Annotated in this window: 18 protein-coding genes and 1 pseudogene; 9 read left to right on the forward strand and 10 right to left on the reverse strand. The window is 37.6% G+C overall.

Annotation, left to right across the window (positions count from 1 at the left end; all coding sequences use genetic code 11):
* Nucleotides 1-25: 25 nt before the first annotated feature.
* Both H4J69_RS04915 and cutA read right to left on the reverse strand, forming a co-directional pair.
* Nucleotides 26-1,852: a protein-disulfide reductase DsbD gene (locus H4J69_RS04915; RefSeq protein ID WP_182244178.1), complete on the reverse strand. Its 1,827-nt coding sequence runs from the start codon at nt 1,850-1,852 to the stop codon at nt 26-28.
* Nucleotides 1,853-1,857: 5 nt separating this feature from the next.
* Nucleotides 1,858-2,169, reverse strand: a complete 312-nt coding sequence (cutA, locus tag H4J69_RS04920) for a divalent-cation tolerance protein CutA (protein ID WP_182214650.1) — start codon at nt 2,167-2,169, stop codon at nt 1,858-1,860.
* Nucleotides 2,170-2,327: 158 nt separating this feature from the next.
* Between cutA and H4J69_RS04925 the strand changes: the two genes are divergently transcribed.
* From H4J69_RS04925 to groL, 3 genes are all read left to right on the forward strand, one after another.
* Nucleotides 2,328-2,840 (forward strand): FxsA family protein, encoded by a 513-nt coding sequence (locus H4J69_RS04925; RefSeq protein ID WP_182214649.1) that lies wholly within the window; start codon nt 2,328-2,330, stop codon nt 2,838-2,840.
* A 117-nt stretch (nt 2,841-2,957) separates the two neighbouring features.
* Nucleotides 2,958-3,251, forward strand: coding sequence for a co-chaperone GroES (locus H4J69_RS04930; RefSeq protein ID WP_070374905.1), 294 nt, complete (start codon nt 2,958-2,960; stop codon nt 3,249-3,251).
* Between the two features lie 120 nt (nt 3,252-3,371).
* The gene (gene groL / locus H4J69_RS04935) at nt 3,372-5,015 is read left to right on the forward strand and encodes a chaperonin GroEL (RefSeq protein WP_182244177.1); all 1,644 of its coding nucleotides are present in this window, start codon (nt 3,372-3,374) and stop codon (nt 5,013-5,015) included.
* Nucleotides 5,016-5,401: 386 nt separating this feature from the next.
* Here groL and H4J69_RS04940 read toward each other — a convergent pair whose 3' ends face one another.
* The 5 genes and pseudogenes from H4J69_RS04940 to H4J69_RS04960 form a co-directional block, all read right to left on the reverse strand.
* Nucleotides 5,402-6,286, reverse strand: coding sequence for a LysR family transcriptional regulator (locus H4J69_RS04940; RefSeq protein WP_182221197.1), 885 nt, complete (start codon nt 6,284-6,286; stop codon nt 5,402-5,404).
* Nucleotides 6,287-6,414: 128 nt separating this feature from the next.
* A complete protein-coding gene (locus H4J69_RS04945; protein WP_182221196.1) occupies nt 6,415-7,245 on the reverse strand; it encodes a sulfite exporter TauE/SafE family protein in 831 nt (276 codons plus the stop codon).
* 166 nt (nt 7,246-7,411) lie between these two features.
* Complete coding sequence (locus H4J69_RS04950; RefSeq protein ID WP_182214646.1) at nt 7,412-8,446, reverse strand: methionine synthase; 1,035 nt, start codon at nt 8,444-8,446, stop codon at nt 7,412-7,414.
* A gap of 54 nt (nt 8,447-8,500) precedes the next feature.
* Nucleotides 8,501-9,478 (reverse strand): annotated as a pseudogene (locus tag H4J69_RS04955) (DUF1852 domain-containing protein).
* Between the two features lie 854 nt (nt 9,479-10,332).
* Nucleotides 10,333-11,403 (reverse strand): OmpA family protein, encoded by a 1,071-nt coding sequence (locus tag H4J69_RS04960; protein ID WP_182244176.1) that lies wholly within the window; start codon nt 11,401-11,403, stop codon nt 10,333-10,335.
* 261 nt (nt 11,404-11,664) lie between these two features.
* On the opposite strand from H4J69_RS04960, the gene H4J69_RS04965 reads away from it, so the two are divergent.
* The 4 genes from H4J69_RS04965 to H4J69_RS04980 all read left to right on the forward strand — a co-directional run bounded on the left by H4J69_RS04965 (nt 11,665) and on the right by H4J69_RS04980 (nt 13,928).
* Entirely contained in the window at nt 11,665-11,931 is a 267-nt protein-coding gene (locus H4J69_RS04965; RefSeq protein WP_070374895.1) for a hypothetical protein, read from the forward strand.
* Nucleotides 11,931-12,755 carry a mechanosensitive ion channel family protein gene (locus tag H4J69_RS04970; protein WP_182214641.1) on the forward strand — a complete coding sequence of 275 codons (825 nt, stop codon included), beginning with the start codon at nt 11,931-11,933 and terminating at the stop codon, nt 12,753-12,755. The genes H4J69_RS04965 and H4J69_RS04970 overlap by 1 nt, the downstream gene beginning before the upstream one ends.
* A 19-nt stretch (nt 12,756-12,774) precedes the next feature.
* Nucleotides 12,775-13,308, forward strand: coding sequence for an RNA polymerase sigma factor SigX (gene sigX, locus H4J69_RS04975; RefSeq protein WP_182244175.1), 534 nt, complete (start codon nt 12,775-12,777; stop codon nt 13,306-13,308).
* A gap of 110 nt (nt 13,309-13,418) precedes the next feature.
* Nucleotides 13,419-13,928, forward strand: a complete 510-nt coding sequence (locus H4J69_RS04980; protein WP_182243142.1) for a DUF3016 domain-containing protein — start codon at nt 13,419-13,421, stop codon at nt 13,926-13,928.
* Between the two features lie 90 nt (nt 13,929-14,018).
* Here H4J69_RS04980 and H4J69_RS04985 read toward each other — a convergent pair whose 3' ends face one another.
* Together H4J69_RS04985 and epmB are read right to left on the reverse strand one after the other, a co-directional pair.
* Nucleotides 14,019-14,330: a hypothetical protein gene (locus H4J69_RS04985; protein ID WP_182244174.1), complete on the reverse strand. Its 312-nt coding sequence runs from the start codon at nt 14,328-14,330 to the stop codon at nt 14,019-14,021.
* Between the two features lie 38 nt (nt 14,331-14,368).
* Nucleotides 14,369-15,385, reverse strand: a complete 1,017-nt coding sequence (gene epmB, locus H4J69_RS04990) for an EF-P beta-lysylation protein EpmB (protein WP_182243166.1) — start codon at nt 15,383-15,385, stop codon at nt 14,369-14,371.
* A 56-nt stretch (nt 15,386-15,441) separates the two neighbouring features.
* Between epmB and efp the strand changes: the two genes are divergently transcribed.
* Nucleotides 15,442-16,011 (forward strand): elongation factor P, encoded by a 570-nt coding sequence (gene efp / locus H4J69_RS04995; RefSeq protein WP_070374890.1) that lies wholly within the window; start codon nt 15,442-15,444, stop codon nt 16,009-16,011.
* A gap of 153 nt (nt 16,012-16,164) precedes the next feature.
* Here the strand turns inward: efp and yjgA are convergent, their stop codons facing one another.
* Nucleotides 16,165-16,689 (reverse strand): ribosome biogenesis factor YjgA, encoded by a 525-nt coding sequence (gene yjgA, locus H4J69_RS05000; RefSeq protein WP_182244173.1) that lies wholly within the window; start codon nt 16,687-16,689, stop codon nt 16,165-16,167.
* 107 nt (nt 16,690-16,796) lie between these two features.
* Between yjgA and pmbA the strand changes: the two genes are divergently transcribed.
* On the forward strand, nt 16,797-18,164 hold the full coding sequence (gene pmbA / locus H4J69_RS05005) for a metalloprotease PmbA (RefSeq protein ID WP_404842817.1): 1,368 nt from the start codon (nt 16,797-16,799) through the stop codon (nt 18,162-18,164).
* Nucleotides 18,165-18,265: the final 101 nt, after the last annotated feature.

An 18,265-nucleotide genomic window follows, 5' to 3' on the forward strand; every position in this document is an offset into this window, starting at 1 on the left:
CGAGTTAAAGTTTGCTTGTTAAAGGTTAAAGGATTTTTTGTAGATGTTCAGTAAATTCTTCTGCGCCCATAAACCCCGTTACGCGCTGCTGAGTTAATTCTTTACCTTGTTGGTCAAAGAAGAGAATACTCGGTAAGCCAAGTACTTGATACTTTTCCGCAAACTCAGCATTGTCAGTCGAATCGAAGTCAGTCATATCAATTTGTAACCATACCGTGTTACTCAGCACTTTTTGTACTTGCGGGGCATTAAAGGTGTATTCTTCAAACTCTTTACAGGCGATACACCAGTCGGCATACAAATCGACCATTACAGTCTTCCCTTGTGCATTCGCATTGTCTACTGCTGCTAACAACTCTGGTAATGTTGCTACTTTAGTAAAGTGTTGTTGTGGAGCTTCCTGATTACTTGTAGCAACATTTTGGCTAGGACTTATCAGTTGAAAAGCTTGGTTGGCGCCAAAAAATATCATTACAAATATCACCACACTTCTCACACCAAACCAAAAGTTATTCTGGGTCTGTTGATTGACGGTATAAAAATAACCTGCGCTTGATAAGACCAATATTGCCCACATGGCTTGTGTTACCAATGAAGGTAAAAACCTTTCCATTAAAAATATCGGAACAGCGAGTAGTAATAAGCCAAATACATTTTTAATTACCGTCATCCATGTACCTGCTTTTGGTAATAATTTACCACCAGAACTACCCAAAACAAGTAATGGCACACCCATACCTAAACTTAATGCGTAGAGCGCTGATGCGCCTAACCAAATATCACCCGATTGTGAAATGTATAGCAGAGCACCTGTTAAAGGAGCGGTAGTACATGGAGACGCCACTAAACCAGAAATAGCACCCATAACAACAACACCGAAGTATGAGCCTCCTTTTTGGCTATTACTGATGTTGTTCAATTTATTTTGCCAGCTACTTGGCAAGGCAAGATTAAAAACTCCAAACATAGAAAGCGCTAAAAAGATGAATAAAACACTTAACACAATTAAAACGGCAGGATGTTGAAACATTGCTTGGAACTGAGCGCCGGCCAGTGCAACAACAATGCCCAGTAAGGTATAAGTTATTGCCATGCCTTGTACATAAGCAAACGATAAACGAAAGGCTTTTGACGTTGATAATTTATCGCCTTGCCCAACGATAATACCGGTCAAAATAGGGTACATAGGAAATACACAAGGCGTAAATGAAAGCAGTAAGCCTCCAACAAAAAAAGCGAGTAGTGTTAGCCAAATATTATCACCTTTGAGCATATCGGCTAATTGATGTTGTTCGCTGGCATTTTCAGCGGCAATAGATGTATTGCCCGTTTCATTATCAGGTGATATCGCCGCCAAAACATTGTTGGTGTTAATGGCTTCTTCATTATTAACTTTTGATAGAGCTACAACTTTACTTTTAGGAGGGTAACATAAGCCTTTTGCTGCGCACCCTTGATAGCGTATTTTAATGCTGGCATTACTATCAGCGTTAACAAGTTTAATAGTGAAGTTAAGCTGTTCGGTAAATATTTGCTGAACACCAAAAAATTCATCTTCATGGTCTTCACCTTTAGGCAGTTCGACAGGGATTATTTCTGCGTTTTCAACACTGAACTTAAACTGGTGACGATATAAGTAATAGCCCTCAGCTATGGTAAAGGAAACAGATAATTGATCATCCTTCTGGTGAAAATTAAATTCAAAGGCTTCTTCGACACTAAGAAACTCATCATCGTTACTGAATAACGAAGCGGACGAAGTATCAAAAATTGAATCTTGAGCTTGAGCATTGGGTACTTGCAAAAAAATACTGGTTAAAACTAACCAAAAAAGTAAGACAATTTTTTTCATAACAACTATTTTAAAGACTCAGTGATCCAGTTTAAATAACTATCGTCGCCTTGCTGGATGTTCATGGCGATAATTTCAGGGGTATCATAACGATGTAAGCGTTTAATTTCACTAGCTACATCGTTAAACTTATTGGTTTGTGTTTTTATCATTAACTGTATTTCTTCATCACATTCAATATTATCTTGCCAGCGATAAACAGAGATAACGTTAGGAATAATATTGACACAAGCGGCTAGTTTCTCTTGTATTAAGTGTTTTGCAATCAATTTCGCATTGCTAATATCAGGACAAGTGCACATTATTAATTGAAACATTAACGTATTTTCCTTAACAAAAACTTAAGCTATTTAAATGACAATTAATAGCTTATTACCATATGAACTAGCTTGTATTTACCTGATGCTTGAAAAAGACCTGCACAACCCCATATATGTTTCATCTTATATAAAATTTTTTAATGAAGAGACTTTAAATGTTTCGATTTCTATTTATCCTTTTTATTGTCGTTCCTATTATCGAAATTATGGTACTGATCAATGTTGGTACTTGGCTTGGCGCATGGCCAACAATTGCTATTGTTATTATTACTGCATGGCTGGGTGCCAGAAATGTTAAACAGCAGGGGATTGCCACCTTAAACTCAGTACAAACTAAAATGGCGCAAGGAGAAATGCCTTCAGATGAAATAGTTGCAGGACTACTTTTACTGGTTGCGGGCATACTTTTAGTAACGCCTGGCTTTGTTACTGACATTTTTGGGCTATCTCTCCTGATCCCTAGTGTGAGAAGTCTGTTGATAAAGTCAGTGCAGTCACATTTAGTCATGAATCAAAGCGCGGCTGGTTTTACTTATCAAAGTTCGGTGCATACTCAGCAAGAACAGCCAGTTACGTCTGATCCATTTGAGCAGGGTTTAGGCACTAAGAAGCCGATTGAACACCACCAAGGTGAAACGCTTGAAGGTGAGTATGAGCGCAAAGAATAAAAAATTTTTTAACGGGGCTTGTGAAGTTTTAAATTAGCCCCATCTTTAATTGCAACAAAGTTTTATAACCTTTTATTTAAATTTATTGAGAGTGAATAAACTCTCAGGAGAAAATTAATGAGCATTCGTCCATTACATGACCGCGTAATAATTAAACGTAAAGAAGTAGAATCAAAATCAGCTGGTGGTATTGTTTTAACAGGAAGTGCTGCAGAAAAATCAACGCGCGGTGAAGTTATCGCTGTCGGTAACGGTCGCATTTTAGAAAATGGCGAAGTACGTGCTTTAGACGTAAAAGTAGGTGACCAAGTTATTTTTAGTGAAGGTTACGGCGTTAAAACTGAAAAAATTGATGGCGAAGAAGTTTTGATCCTTTCTGAATCAGACATTTTAGCGATTGTTGAGTCATAGTAACGCTACTGACTTTATATAAACTGTAGGAATTCGTTAGGCTAAGCCTCAACTTACAGTGTATTAATTATTGTAGTCGAACGATGTTCGACAAACTAACAAAATATAGGAAGAAACAACATGGCTGCAAAAGACGTATTATTTGGAAATGACGCACGAGCAAAAATGCTACGTGGTGTAAATGTTTTAGCTGACGCGGTAAAAGTAACATTAGGCCCTAAAGGTCGTAATGTTGTATTAGACAAATCTTTTGGTGGTCCAATCATCACTAAAGATGGTGTTACTGTTGCAAAAGAAATTGAATTAGAAGACAAATTTGAAAACATGGGCGCACAGATGGTTAAAGAAGTTGCTTCTAAAGCCAATGATGAAGCTGGTGACGGAACAACTACTGCAACTGTTTTAGCGCAAGCTATTGTAAATGAAGGTTTGAAATCAATTGCTGCCGGCATGAACCCAATGGACTTAAAACGTGGTATCGACCAAGCAGTTATTGCCGCCGTTGAAGCATTAAAAAGTTTGTCACAAGAATGTAGTGATAACAAAGCGATTGAGCAGGTAGGCACTATCTCTGCTAACTCTGACGAAACTGTCGGTAAAATCATCGCAACAGCGATGGAAAAAGTGGGCACTGAAGGCGTAATTACTGTTGAAGAAGGTCAAGCGTTAACTGACGAATTAGACGTTGTTGAAGGTATGCAATTCGACCGTGGCTATTTATCTCCTTACTTTATCAACAACCAAGAAAGTGGCACTGTTGAATTAGAAAGCCCATTCATTCTATTAGTAGACAAAAAAGTAGGCAGCATTCGCGAATTACTTTCTACTTTAGAGGGTGTTGCAAAATCAGGTAAGCCATTATTAATTATTGCTGAAGATGTTGAAGGTGAAGCTTTAGCAACATTAGTGGTAAACAACATGCGCGGCATCGTTAAAGTTGCAGCAGTTAAAGCACCTGGTTTTGGTGACCGTCGTAAAGCAATGTTACAAGATATCGCGACATTAACGGGTGGTACGGTAATATCTGAAGAAATCGGTATGGAGCTTGAAAAAGCAACATTAGAAGATTTAGGTCAAGCTAAACGTGTTGTTATCACTAAAGACAATACAACGATTATTGATGGTATTGGTAACGAAGCTGATATACAAGGTCGTGTAATGCAAATTCGTGGTCAAATCGAAGACTCATCTTCTGATTACGATAAAGAAAAGTTACAAGAACGTTTAGCTAAATTAGCTGGCGGTGTTGCGGTTATTAAAATTGGCGCAGCAACAGAAATCGAAATGAAAGAGAAAAAAGCCCGTGTTGAAGATGCATTGCATGCAACTCGTGCCGCGGTAGAAGAAGGTGTTGTTGCTGGTGGTGGTGTTGCATTAGTTCGTGCTGCTGACCTTATCAAAGACCTTGAAGGTGCCAACGAAGACCAAACACATGGTATTAACGTTGCAATTCGCGCAATGGAAGCACCTCTACGTCAAATCGTTGCTAACTGTGGTGATGAAGCTTCAGTCGTATTAAACGAAGTGCGTAACGGTAAAGGTAACTTTGGTTACAATGCTGGTAACTCTACTTACGGTGATATGTTAGAAATGGGTATTCTTGACCCAACTAAAGTAACGCGTAGTGCATTACAGTTTGCTGCTTCTGTCGCTGGCTTAATGTTAACAACCGAAGCTATGATCACTGATGCACCCGTAAAAGATGCTGGCGCTGGTGGCATGCCTGATATGGGCGGTATGGGTGGAATGGGCGGCATGATGTAATTATGCTTGTCTAAACTGTTAATTTCTTCGTTGCGTTATCGTTCGTTTAAGAAACACTAAACGACACAATAAAGCGCCTTGAAGTAAACCGTTTATTCTGCGCATAAATAGTCAAAACCATTTATAGCTCAAAATTGAAAAGCCTGAATAGCGATATTCGGGCTTTTTTTATTTACTATGCAAGAACATGTTTACGCTCTTAATTATACGAATTGCCAGCCTTAGCTTATTGATTTGTGTTAGATCGGATTTAAGCTCATTTTTGTCGTGAGCAAAATACCATCTGGGTGAGCAAGAGGCAGTCTCATAGATTAGCGACAAGCTCGCCGTCTTTTCTATTGCAGGTGTTTAATTTTATGCAGCCCCTCTAAAACCGGATTAACTAATTATTTTGTTTTTTTAGCTTGAGCAATGAAATCATTTAAGTAGTCAATATTTTGGTCGGTCTTGCGAATACCTACAAAGATTTGCTTACTAATACCTTTTTCTCCAAAACGGAGACTCTTAATAGGCATTGATTTTGAGTACTCATCTACTAGCCAGCCCGGCAAAGCACAAATACCTCGACCAGCAGCGACCATTTGTAACATGATCTCAGTTGTTTCAATGTTTTTGTGTTTTTTTACTGAACACTTTGCTGGATTAAGAAATTGACTAAAGATATCGAGCCTTTGCGGCTCAACAGGGTAACTAAACAGTACCTCTTCGCTTAATTGCTCGGGTAAAACAAAAGCTTGCTTTGCAAGTTTGTGAGACGCTGAAACGACCAGCCTATGTTCATAGTCAAAAACGGGTATGTAGACTATTTTAGGTTTAAAGAGTGGATCTGGTGTAATAAGTACATCTATTTCGTAGCTAAGCAATGCACCTAAAGCACCAAACTGGAACTCCTGCTTCACGTCCATATCAATGTCCGGCCACTGTTCTAAATAAGGCTGAATGACTCTAAGTAACCATTGATAACAAGGATGACATTCCATGCCAATTCGTAGAGCCCCCATTTCACCTTTTGCAATCTGACTCAGTAATAATTCTGTATGTAAAAACTGAGGTAATACTCTATTTGAAAGCGTTTGAATACGCTCTCCAGCAGCTGTAAGACGTAGGTTTCGACCCTCTTTTTTCCATATTGGAGTAGCAATTTGGCCTTCTAATTTTTTAATGCTGTGACTTAACGCAGATTGAGATAAGTGCAACGAATCAGCAGCTTTAGTTAGGGTTCCATGCTCTTTTATTGCGGTTAGTATTTCTAAATGGATCCTTTCTAACACCTGTTAACTCCTGTTTTTAGCTTTGATGATGAACTTCATTGATTGATGAATGTTGTTCATTTTATCAATCAAATAAGTTGATTTACAATTATCATTTACTGTTCAACAACAATGAACAGCAATAAAATCTATAAGAAAAGTTGCGCCAACATACGTAAGCCCGTAAATAGTAATACGAAGGCAAAGATTTTTTTCAGTTTTTCCGCATCTAATTTCGCTGCTAATGATGCCCCTAACGGTGCGAATAATACGGTTAACGGCACAATACAAGTGAAGGCAAATAGATTGACCAAACCAAATGTACCCGCTGGTGCATCGGTTGGCGTACTACCGAAGGTCAGCATTGTTAGCGCACCAGGCAATGAAATTATTAACCCTATTGCCGCTGCTGTGCCAATGGCTTTGTGGGCGGGATAGTTATATAGAGTGAGCAGTGGCACCGAAATAGTACCGCCGCCAATCCCGACCATAGAACTGAAAAAGCCAATGGATGCTCCCATAACCGTTTGTCCTGTTTTATTAGGTAGTTTCTGGTATAGAGCGGATTTCCCCGTGCGGAACAACATATTTAGTGCCGATAAAACCGCTATCACCCCAAACAACATAGTAAGCATAGTACCTTCAACAAGAGTCACTAACCAGCTACCAACCAATACCCCGATAAGAATAAAGACAGCCCAGCGTTTGAGCAGGTCAAAATCGACATTACCTTTTTTATTGTGAGAACGAATAGAACTAACAGATGTGGGTACTATGGTGGCTAGTGAGGTTGCTGTCGCAACCAGCATCGCAGACTCTGGTGATACGCCAAAGCTCTGAAACAAGAAAAATAATACAGGTACGATTACGATACCACCACCTACACCTAACAAGCCCGCTAAAATACCTGCGAATACACCTGTGGCAACCAATGCAAAAAACGGTGAGATATTATTTGTTATAAATTCAATGATATTCATTAACGACTACTTTTATTTTTAATAACGCTAAAGACCCTACTATCAATTAAACGGGCAACTGCAGCATACGTTGTTAGGTCTTTAAGTAAATAATAGCTCAAGCATAGCCAATTTTGCTCGATTGTGAGAAAGCCATAGCCTACTTTACTAAACACTATTATATCAGTTAGTTACTATTAGAAAGTTCTCTTCTAACTATTTCTGCACCTGCACTTAACGCATTTAATTTCCCTTTTGCTACCTTACGAGATAAAGGGGCCATGCCACAGTTTGTACATGGGTAGAGCTTGTCGGCATCGACATACTTCAGGGCTTCTCGTAGGGTCTTGGCGACTTCCTCTGGTGTTTCAATGATATCGGTTGCGACATCAATGGCTCCTACCATCACTTTTTTACCTCGAATAAGTTCAAGTAGCTCGATTGGTACATGAGAGTTATGACATTCTAACGAAATAATATCGATAGTAGATTTTTGCAGTTTGGGAAAGGCTTCTTCATATTGTCGCCACTGAGACCCCAAAGTTTTTTTCCAATCTGTATTGGCTTTAATGCCATAGCCATAGCAAATATGTACAGCTGTTTCACACTTAAGCCCTTCAATTGCTCTCTCTAAACAAGCCACACCCCAATCATTAACCTCATCAAAAAACACATTAAATGCAGGCTCATCGAATTGAATAATATCAACACCCGCTGCTTCTAACTCTTTGGCTTCTTGATTAAGGATTTTGGCAAATTCCCAAGCTAGCTTTTCTCGACTTTTATAATGGTCATCATAAAGTGTATCTATCATCGTCATAGGGCCTGGCAGCGCCCATTTAATCGGGTGTTTTGTTTGTTGACGTAAAAATTTGGCATCTTCAACAAAAACTGATTTTTGGCGTGAAACAGCACCAACAACCGTAGGTACACTCGCATCATAGCGATTACGAATTTTTATGGTCTTGCGTTTTTGAAAGTCAACTCCGTTGAGGTGCTCAAGAAATGTAGTAACAAAATGTTGGCGTGTTTGTTCGCCATCACTGACAATATCAATACCTGCTTGTTGTTGATCTTGTAATGATAAACGTAGAGCATCTTGTTTTCCCTCAATTAATTCGTCACCTTGTAATTTCCAAGGAGACCAAAGAGTCTCAGGTTGTGCAAGCCAAGAGGGTTTAGGTAAACTGCCTGCCGTTGAAGTAGGTAATAATTTTTTCATGATAGTTGATGCCATAATTTTAGGATATTTATAAAAGATAAGTATTAAATATAGCTATTGAGCGTAACTAGCAGACCATTGCTCAAGAACCGTTTGGTAGGGTTTGATGAAATGCTCTTCAGCAAATTTTCCCTGGTGATTAGCCATCTTGCTACGTTCTTCTCGATCATAAACAATGTGAGTTAATGAATGATCTAAATTCATTAAATTTGGTTGATAGCATTTACCTGCAACAGCATTCGCATTATAAATCTCAGGTCGGTAGATTTTTTGAAAAGTTTCCATCGTACTGATAGTGCTTAAAAGCTCAAGATTAGTATAATCATTAAGCAAATCACCAAAGAAGTGAAAAGCCAAAGGCGCAACACTATTTGGAGGCATAAAATAGCGAACCTGTAAGCCCATTTTTTTGAAATATTGCTCAGTCAAAGAAGATTCATTTGGCTGGTATTCAACACCTAATACGGGATGGTGGTTTTCAGTCTGATGATAGGTCTTGTTATTAGAAACACTGAGACATATTACCGGTGGCTTCTTAAAGTGTTGCTGGTAAGCACTCGAATTTACAAAGTATTTAAAGAGCTTCCCATGCAGGTCGCCAAAATTATCTGGAATGCTAAATTTTGATTGACCCTTATTATGATCTAACAACAATACGCTGAAATCATAATCTCGCACATAAGAGGAAAAATTATTTCCTACAATGCCTTCAATGCGTTTGTTATTTTTATGATCAACAATATTCGTTTTCAATATTTCAATTGATGGGAAGGTTTGGCCACTGCCTTCAATATCTATATCAACGGAAATGATTTCAAGTTCGACAGAATAACGTGCTGCTTGGTGATTATCCTAATGTGCCAATGCATTGAAACTATTGTCAATCATATTTAAAGCGTTGCGTAAGTTCGCTTGACGGCTGTTTCCTCTCGCTAAATTAGCAAAGTTGGTCGTGATACGCGTATTGTCTGAGGGCTGATAATTTTCATCAAGACAAGTGCTCTTAATAGTAAATGTAAAGTCTTTATTCATTGTGAACGTAATCCTATTTCCTGAGATAAAACCTAAATTTATTTCGTGATCTTTGAGGCTTTTAATTTTATTTTTTGGTTTTCCCAGTCAATGTCTTCATCGTCTTTTGGGTATATACCTAAAGGCTTAATTGAGAAACAACTGTAATATGGTTTAAAGTTAAAAGCAGAGTGTGTTTTATACTTGGTTCGTTGTATGAATAAAATTGATTTTATTTCATTGATTTATGAGCTGTGTTCATGTGTTTGTTTATTGATAAGCTTTGGATCATTCCTACTCGTAATTTCGAGGTTATACGAGAACACATTTCGTTTTAAACTGATTATTGTTCAAACATCGCTTTAGAAGAATCACGCTCATCTGGAGAGATTAAAATGTGAGTATTAATGAGCAGCTATCTTTTGCGATATAAGTTGAGTTGGTAGATAAATTTAGACCACTTAAAATAGCACTTTTAAGCCGTGCCGATAAATCGCGAGAATGACCGATTTGATAGCTAAGCGGGGCAGAGTCGAAATAAATTAAGACCTCAACTTAGTGAGCTTTGTGGCAACCGCTAGCAAAGATAGCCTAAAAGTTACTTTGATGGGGAGTTGGAATATTCGGGCTTTATTTGTTTATTAAGGTCTGTAAATTTTACGGCCAATAATGCGAATGCATAATATTGACGAGGTCTTATGTCCTTCAGATAATCACTTTATCTGAGTGATTGTCATTAATTAGCCCAAAGTTGTATAGGCTTTTAATACTGCGCTCTATACACATCGAGTAAACTGATTTATCAAGAGACTTTCATTGAGAGTAATAAAAAAGGGAAGCCCAAATGGCTTCCCTTTTAGTTAGGCAATTTAGCCTTATTTTGTAATCACTTTTTTAACGACAGTTTCTATTTTCGCTACAACTCTGCGGTTTACACTATTGTCTGCAGGCGAAGTTCCTTTAGCAATCAACTGTGTTTCACCAAAGCCTTTTGCAGATAAACGGCTAGCATCGATAGAAAACTTATTAATTAATAAGCCTTTAATGGTATCAGCACGTTTTTGCGAAAGCATTAGGTTATATTCTTCACTACCAGAAGCCGAACTGTGTCCTTCAATAACAACACTTGTGTTTTGGTATTCTTTCATGAAATCAGCTAAACGCTGAACATCATCAACCATTGCTGGCTTAACCAATGAACTGTTATTTTCAAAGATAACATTTAACTTAATTTCGACTGATTTTTCTGAATATAACGTACAGCCTTGAGAATCAACCTTTACATTTGCCGGTGTATTAGCACAACGGTCGTTGTTATCACTAACACCATCGTTGTCAGTATCAACCATCATCACTTTTTTAACGACTGGCGTTGACTTCATCGTTTCCATAACAGGTTTGTTAACAACAGCTTTGTTAACAACAGGTGATTTTTTAACATCGCCAAAAGTATATTTTACACCTAATTTAATACCTTGATCTGTTTGACCGTAATCAAGATCGCGATAAACAGCGGCTTCGCTGTATAGAGAGAAACGATCATTAATTTGAAGGTTATAACCAGCACCTACATTAGCCGCATTATAGCTTCTAACATTATTAAAGCGCTTTACACCAGTGAAAAGGTAAAAGCTGCTATCTTCAACTTTATAAATTGCATCGATACCGGCACGTGTTCCGTAATCTTTATCATTGCCATTTTCAATGTCGTAACGTGTTTTAGCTAATTCTAAACGAATGTCCCAACGCTCATTAATGATTTTTTGTAAATCAATACCAAGGCTTTTGCCCGCTTCAATTTGTTGCCAGTCAATATTGTTTTCTTTGTTTGTATCTGACTTGATGTAGTCGCTAAACACACCAAGCTCCCATGTTTTATCAATAGTTTCTGCAGCTAGTGGAGAGCTTATTAATGCAGCTATCAGAGTCATGTTAAAAGTTTTCATGGATAAATCCTTATTAAGTTTCGGGTAATGTGATGTAATTTCTGGCTCTATAACGGATAAGAAACTCAAAAGTCACAAGTTTTTCTTAATTTTACTAAATTAACGCTAAAACTCAAAATTGTTTAGCGTAGAATGCACCCGATTTAAAAAAGTTAATGTGTATAGATAAAAATAAGAATAAAAAACATACAGATTTAATGTGACTTTTTAACGGCTCAGTCGTTAAAGAATAAAGCGATAAAACTATTGCTCGAGGATGAGATGAAAGACATAGAAAAGAGTTTAGCGAAAGAATTAAGCCGTGATGCAGATGTTGCTTTTAGTACATCAGATGATCAGCTTTTTAAGCGCGCAACCTTAACAGCAAATAATCAGCAAGGTACAAAAGATCTTGTTGCATTAGGCTTAGCTTCACTTTGGGTTGTTTTTATTAGCCTATTTATGAAAGTTTTAAAACCGATATTTAAACAGATGGCACCTTGCCCTAAGATAACAAGCAATAGCATAACTAATAATGAGAATAGATAATGGATACTGAAAACATCACCGACAAAGCTTACTCTGGCTTAATAACTGTTTGGCATAAAGTGGTTACTTTTTTACCTGATTTAATTGTCGCTATTTTATTTCTACTTGTCGGTTGGATTATTTCAACACTCATTAAAAACTTTCTTAATAAATCATTAATTAAAATTGGTTTTGATACGTTTTTAAATAAACTGGGTCTAGATTCACTGCTGAAAAAAATGGATGTTACTTTAACGGGTAGCCAAGTTGTTGCTAGTCTTATTTCGACATTCTTCTTACTTATCTTTTTATTAGCGGCTCTAGATATTTTAGGCTTAACCGTACTTTCCGGCTTAATCGACACTTTGGTGTTGTTTTTACCTAAATTACTTGCTTCACTCGCTGTTTTAATTTGTGGCTTCTTTGTTGCGCAAATTGTTTTTAATGGCGTAAAAATAGCCGCTAAGAATACTGGTGTTGACTATGGCCGTTCCGTTGCCGAAGTATGCCGCGGTATTATTATCGTTATTACTGTTTCTTTATCTATTACGCAATTAGACATAGATGTTTCTCTGCTAAATAACATCATGACAGTACTTATTGGCAGTGTCGGTTTAGCGGCGGCTATTTCTTTAGGTATCGGCACTAAAGCCATGGCCCAAGAAATTGTTGCTGGCGTTTATCTTCGAGAGATGTACCAAATAGGTGACGTTATTGAAGTAACAGACATTAAGGGCACCTTAGCTGTTATTGGCAGTGTTGCGAGTAAAGTGATGGCAGCCGATGAGTCGCTAACGACGATACCGAATACTTTCTTATTAGCTAATAAAGTTATTAAGCAATAGTTGAGGCTTATTTTACGGTTTGACTACGCTTAATGAACGCGAGCTTGTTACCTTAGTGCAAGCAAGCCTACCTTATGATACGCGTCTTTTTCAGCAACTAATTACACCTTATTTACCTGTTTTAAAAGGATACTGTGTAAAGTTACTTAAGCATCAGCCTGATGCCGAAGACGTCGTACAAGAAATAATTATAAAGGTACTCGCCCACTTAAAAAGCTTTAAGTGGGCGGTATCTTTTAAAGCATGGCTATTTAAAATTGCCCATAACGAATGTATCAATAAAATAAGAGATCGCCGTTGGGATACTATCGAACACAATGATGAATATCTTGAAAGTATAACCAATGATGATAATAGCCACGAAGATTTTGGGACAGCACTTTCATTATTAATGGTTAACCTGTCCTTTGCTGATCGTAATATTATGCTACTACGTTACCGCACAGGTTTGGAATTTCAAGAAATAGCCGATATTTGTCACCTCAATATTTCAGCGGTAAAAATGCGTCATAAAAGGGTTGTAGATTTTTTACAACAGCGATTAAAGCAGTAAAGTTTGGTAACCTGTGTAACTATGGATAAGATAATTTTAGGGCCGTTTTATTCAGGGTAAATATAAAAAAATCACTCGGCATTAATAAACTTTATGGTTAAGGATATATGATGATTAAACCACTATTCACTTTATTGACTGCTTTAATACTAGGCGGTCTGATCTTAACGATTCCTACAGCACAAGCTGCTGAGGTGAACATCACTTGGACGGAGCCTGATAAATACCGAGATATTGATTCAGGAACGGAAGGTCGAAAACGCTTTCGAGAAAATATGTTTAACGAATTTGAAAAACATTTATCCAAACTTGCTAAAGCATTACCCGCATCTCAAATACTTAATATAGACGTAACAGACATTGATTTAGCGGGTGACGTTCTCGCCAGCGGTCTACATCAAATCAGAGTGATTAAAGACCTTTATTTTCCAAGAATAAAACTATCATTTACATTAATAAATGCTGAGAAAGTCATAATACTTAGCGACAATGTTAATTTAAAAGATATGAGTTTTATGATGGGTGGACGCTTAAAATATAGAAATAATGCGTTAGGCTATGAAAAAAAATTGCTTGATGATTGGTTTAAAGATGCTTTCGCAAACTATGTTGATAAATAAGCGTCCCATTTTTAACGTTATATAAAGCAAAAGGCCATCTTTATAGTGTAATAAAGATGGCCTTTTTATTTTTACTTTTAAGCGGTACCGTTAATGGCTAACCGTTGCACTGTTTTCAAAGTTCGCTAAAACGGTAAAAAGCTTTTCTATTTTCTTTACCGTATCTATTAGCGTTTGTTGATCTGATGTTTTTTGCCAAAAAATTAAATCGTTCGCGACTTCTTCAACATAAGGCTGAAAAGTATTTGCCGAACATTTGAAACCAGCGTCTGCTTTAAATATTGCCTCAAAGCTTGCTTGCTTGTTTTTTCTTAAATCGGCTAAAGTCGCATCAGCGGCTAGCGATTTTTTTAAAATAATTGAAATATTATCAACGAGTTGCTTACTAACAGTTGCGCTCATAGTGTCTCTATATTGACGATTGTTTTGATATATCGCTATTATGCCAAATTGATGGGCGTTTTGTTAGCTTCTCCCGCAATTTCTCGTACTAATTTTGGCATTAAAAAGCCAGGTAATATCGCCATCATTTTTTGGACGATTATTTTTGCCTCTTCTTCACAAATATCAAAGTGAGCAACCCCTTGTACGGGATCAAACATATGTAAGTAATAAGGTTGAATACCACTATCAAATAAAGTTTCGCTGAGTTGACATAAGAGTTTGGCGTCATCGTTCACTCCTTTTAATAATACGCTTTGATTGAACAAAGGAATTCTTGCCACACGAAGTTTTTCGAGTGCTTGCTTTACTTCATCATCGATTTCATTAGGGTGATTAATATGTAAAACCATGGTTGCTTTTAATCGAGTTTCAGACAAAATGCTCACTAATGATGTTGTTATACGCTGCGGGATAACAATGGGTAAACGCGTATGAATACGCAAGCGTGTCAAATGCTTAATCGGCTCAAGTTGTTCAATAAGCCATTGTAGGTGATCATCACTTGCCATTAAAGGATCGCCACCACTGAAAATCACTTCATTAATTTCAGGATGATCGGCAATATATTTTAGCGCCGGCTGCCAACGAACCTTATTGGGACTGTTTTCATCATAAGGAAAGTGGCGACGAAAACAATAACGGCAATTAACCGCACAGCCTGACTTTATAATCATCAATACTCTGTGCTTATATTTATGCAATAAGCCTTCGGCAACAGTGTCGTGCTCTTCTAGTGGATCCATTGAATAGCCATCAGAGACAACAAACTCATCAGAGAGTGGCATAACCTGTTTAAGCAGCGGATCGTTAAAGTCGCCTTTTTTCATTCTTGTAATAAAAGGTCGGGGTACACGGACCGGAAATAACTTACGTGCGGAAAAGTGTTGCAGATAATCTTGGCTGTCAATTTCTAGCATATCTAAAAGCTTTTTCGGATCTGTAACGACATTACTTAACTCTTTTTGCCAAGAAATGTGCAATTGTTCGCTTATTTGGGGTATTATCTGCGGCATTTGTAATTTCAATTTAAATCTCTGCGTTATTTGTTTGAGTATAAGAGAACATTCATATGGCTAATTTTAGTACAAACCAATTTAAGGCTGGCCTTAAATTAATGATTGACGGCGAACCATGTAACATTTTAGAAAACGAATTAGTAAAACCAGGTAAAGGCCAAGCCTTTAGCCGCGTAAAAATTCGTAAACTAATTTCTAATAAAGTCTTAGAAAAAACCTTTAAATCAGGCGAGTCTTGCGAGGGCGCTGATGTAATGGAAACCGAGCTAGCGTACTTGTATGCTGACGGTGAATTCTGGCATTTTATGAATAATGATACCTTTGAGCAAATTGCCGCTGATGAAAAAGCAGTTGTAGATTGTATTAAATGGTTAAAAGAAGGCGATCTTTGTACCATTACTTTATGGAATGGTTCACCTATCACAGTAACAACCCCTAATTTTGTTGATCTAGATGTTACAGAAACAGATCCAGGATTAAAAGGTGATACTGCCGGTACGGGTGGAAAACCAGCAACTTTACATACCGGTGCGGTTATTCGTGTACCGCTATTTATTCAAATTGGTGAGACAGTTAAAGTGGATACGCGTACGGGTGAATACGTATCGCGTGCAAGTAAATAAGCACTTTTAACGATTATCTACTGTGCTATTTTCAATAAGCGTCTTAATAAGTAGCCAGTGCATTTGGGCTACTTAGCTTTATTGTCACTTAGCAATGAATAAAATTTAGTATTAAAAAAACCTGCTAATGCAGGTTTTTTTATAGATAAACGACTAGTTTATCTGTCTAGTATGAAGTTTTAGATAATCAAATAGCTCTTTGTAATACTTGCCAAGCTTTTCTGCTTTTTTCTCTTTTGCCGCTTGTCGTATTAATTGACGTAGCTTTTGTCTTTCCATCGACTCATGCTCGTTCAGTAAAGCTTCAACAAAGTCATTACCCTCATCAATAGCGTCATCACGCATCTTTTCAAGCTTAACAAACTTAGCTGTTTCTTGTTGATGCTTATTTGCCATAACATCAAGAGCATGTTTAATTGGCTCTAAATCAGATTCTGATAATATTCTTGCCAAGTGGCGAACATGGCGACGTAATGCTTCATGTTTGTTTTTAATTTTATCAGCTAAAATTAAGGCGTCCTTAATCTCCTCAGTAAAAGGAATTTTACTGCGCTGATGCTTAGATAAATCAATAAGCGACTGTCCAAAGATTTGTAACTGGATCATTTCACGCTTTACTTCTGATTTACTTTTTAATTCTTCATCTAATTCATCGATATCGTTAGCAGAGTCGGGCATAATATTCGTTATTAAAGTGATAATTATCGCTATTATACTCGTAAGTGCTTATGGTATACAGCGCATATTCTCCAATTTCCTGCATTTATAGAAGAAAACAATAAATTATGACTGAAACGATGAACGCTAAACAATCGATGAACGAACAATTAAGAGACGTTGAGCAACGTGTAGCACAAGTACTCGACTTAGCAAAATCGCTAGGAGCAGATGCAGCTGAAGCTTCTATAAGCCGCCAACAAGGGTTAAGTGTTGGTACGCGGTTTGGTGAAGTTGAAACGGTTGAGTTTACTAATGACGGTGCATTGGGTATTACTGTTTACCAGCAAGGTCGTAAAGGGAGTGCTTCAACCGCAGATTTATCAGAAGCGGCGTTAAAACAAACAGTACAAGCGGCGGTTAATATTGCAAAGTATACCTCTGTTGACGACTGTTCAGGATTAGCAGACAAGGACATGCTTGAAATGTCGCCTGCTGATTTAGACTTATATCACCCAAAAGTTTTAACAACAGACCAAGCTATTCAACTCGCCAAAGAATGTGAAGATAGTGCGCTAGCGTATGATCCTCGTATTACTAACTCAGATGGTGCATCACTTGATAGCTTTGAAGGCTATAAAGTGTATGGCAATAGCAATGGGCAGATTGTTGGCTATCCAAGTTCTCGACATAGTTTGAGCTGCGTAATGATCGCCTCTGAAGGTGATGATATGCAAAGAGATTATGCTTACACCGTCAATCGTGATTTTGATTTAATGGATAATGGCATCGCTATTGGTGTGCAAGCATCAAAAGAAGCGCTATCGAGATTAAATGCTCAAAAATTACCGACAGGAAAAGTGCCGGTGATGTTTCGTGCCGACATTGCTAATTCCATTTTTGGACATTTTATAGCGGCGATCAGCGGTGGTAATTTATACCGTAAATCATCTTTTTTAATGGACGCTATTGGCAAACAAGTTTTTCCTGACTTTTTAAATATCAGTGAACGCCCTCATATTTTAAAAGGGTTAGCGAGTAGTGCTTTCGACAGTGAAGGAATAAAAACGGTTGACCGTGAAATTATTGTTGATGGTTGTTTAGAGACCTATCTATTAACCAGTTATTCAGCACGTAAGTTAGGACTTAGATCTACTGGCCATGCCGGAGGTATTCATAATTGGCAAATTAATGCCAAAGGTTCTGCCAATGGCGGTGACTTTAATGCCATGTTGAAAAAACTCGGTACTGGCTTTCTTGTCACTGAATTAATGGGACAAGGCGTTAATGTAGTCAATGGTGATTATTCACGTGGCGCTGCCGGTTTCTGGGTTGAAAACGGTGAAATTGCTTACCCGGTATCAGAAGTTACCATTGCGGGTAATTTATCTGATATCTTTAAAGGCTTAGTTGCTGTCGGTAGTGATGTTGACTTACGAGGCAGTATTTTAACGGGTTCATTGTTAATTGAAGAGATGCAGGTTGGCGGCAATTAATCAAATCGTGTTATTTTAATAAGGTACATTTGATTATTAAAACCAACAGACTAGTATTGAGATCTTGAAAAGGTATCAAGATCTCAATAAGCCCATATCTA

This window comes from Colwellia sp. BRX10-9, assembly GCF_014077405.1.
Lineage (GTDB): Bacteria > Pseudomonadota > Gammaproteobacteria > Enterobacterales > Alteromonadaceae > Colwellia_A.

Coding starts and splice junctions, on each gene's coding strand:
- H4J69_RS04930 (WP_070374905.1), top strand. CDS start 2,958: ATGAGCATTCGTCCATTACATGACCGCGTAATAATTAAACGTAAAGAA.
- H4J69_RS04985 (WP_182244174.1), bottom strand. CDS start 14,330: ATGAGCGCAACTGTTAGTAAGCAACTCGTTGATAATATTTCAATTATT.
- H4J69_RS04925 (WP_182214649.1), top strand. CDS start 2,328: ATGTTTCGATTTCTATTTATCCTTTTTATTGTCGTTCCTATTATCGAA.
- H4J69_RS04970 (WP_182214641.1), top strand. CDS start 11,931: ATGGATACTGAAAACATCACCGACAAAGCTTACTCTGGCTTAATAACT.
- H4J69_RS04945 (WP_182221196.1), bottom strand. CDS start 7,245: ATGAATATCATTGAATTTATAACAAATAATATCTCACCGTTTTTTGCA.
- H4J69_RS04960 (WP_182244176.1), bottom strand. CDS start 11,403: ATGAAAACTTTTAACATGACTCTGATAGCTGCATTAATAAGCTCTCCA.
- cutA (WP_182214650.1), bottom strand. CDS start 2,169: ATGTTTCAATTAATAATGTGCACTTGTCCTGATATTAGCAATGCGAAA.
- H4J69_RS04980 (WP_182243142.1), top strand. CDS start 13,419: ATGATTAAACCACTATTCACTTTATTGACTGCTTTAATACTAGGCGGT.
- pmbA (WP_404842817.1), top strand. CDS start 16,797: ATGACTGAAACGATGAACGCTAAACAATCGATGAACGAACAATTAAGA.
- efp (WP_070374890.1), top strand. CDS start 15,442: ATGGCTAATTTTAGTACAAACCAATTTAAGGCTGGCCTTAAATTAATG.
- H4J69_RS04915 (WP_182244178.1), bottom strand. CDS start 1,852: ATGAAAAAAATTGTCTTACTTTTTTGGTTAGTTTTAACCAGTATTTTT.
- yjgA (WP_182244173.1), bottom strand. CDS start 16,689: ATGCCCGACTCTGCTAACGATATCGATGAATTAGATGAAGAATTAAAA.
- H4J69_RS04965 (WP_070374895.1), top strand. CDS start 11,665: ATGAAAGACATAGAAAAGAGTTTAGCGAAAGAATTAAGCCGTGATGCA.
- H4J69_RS04950 (WP_182214646.1), bottom strand. CDS start 8,446: ATGAAAAAATTATTACCTACTTCAACGGCAGGCAGTTTACCTAAACCC.
- epmB (WP_182243166.1), bottom strand. CDS start 15,385: ATGCCGCAGATAATACCCCAAATAAGCGAACAATTGCACATTTCTTGG.
- groL (WP_182244177.1), top strand. CDS start 3,372: ATGGCTGCAAAAGACGTATTATTTGGAAATGACGCACGAGCAAAAATG.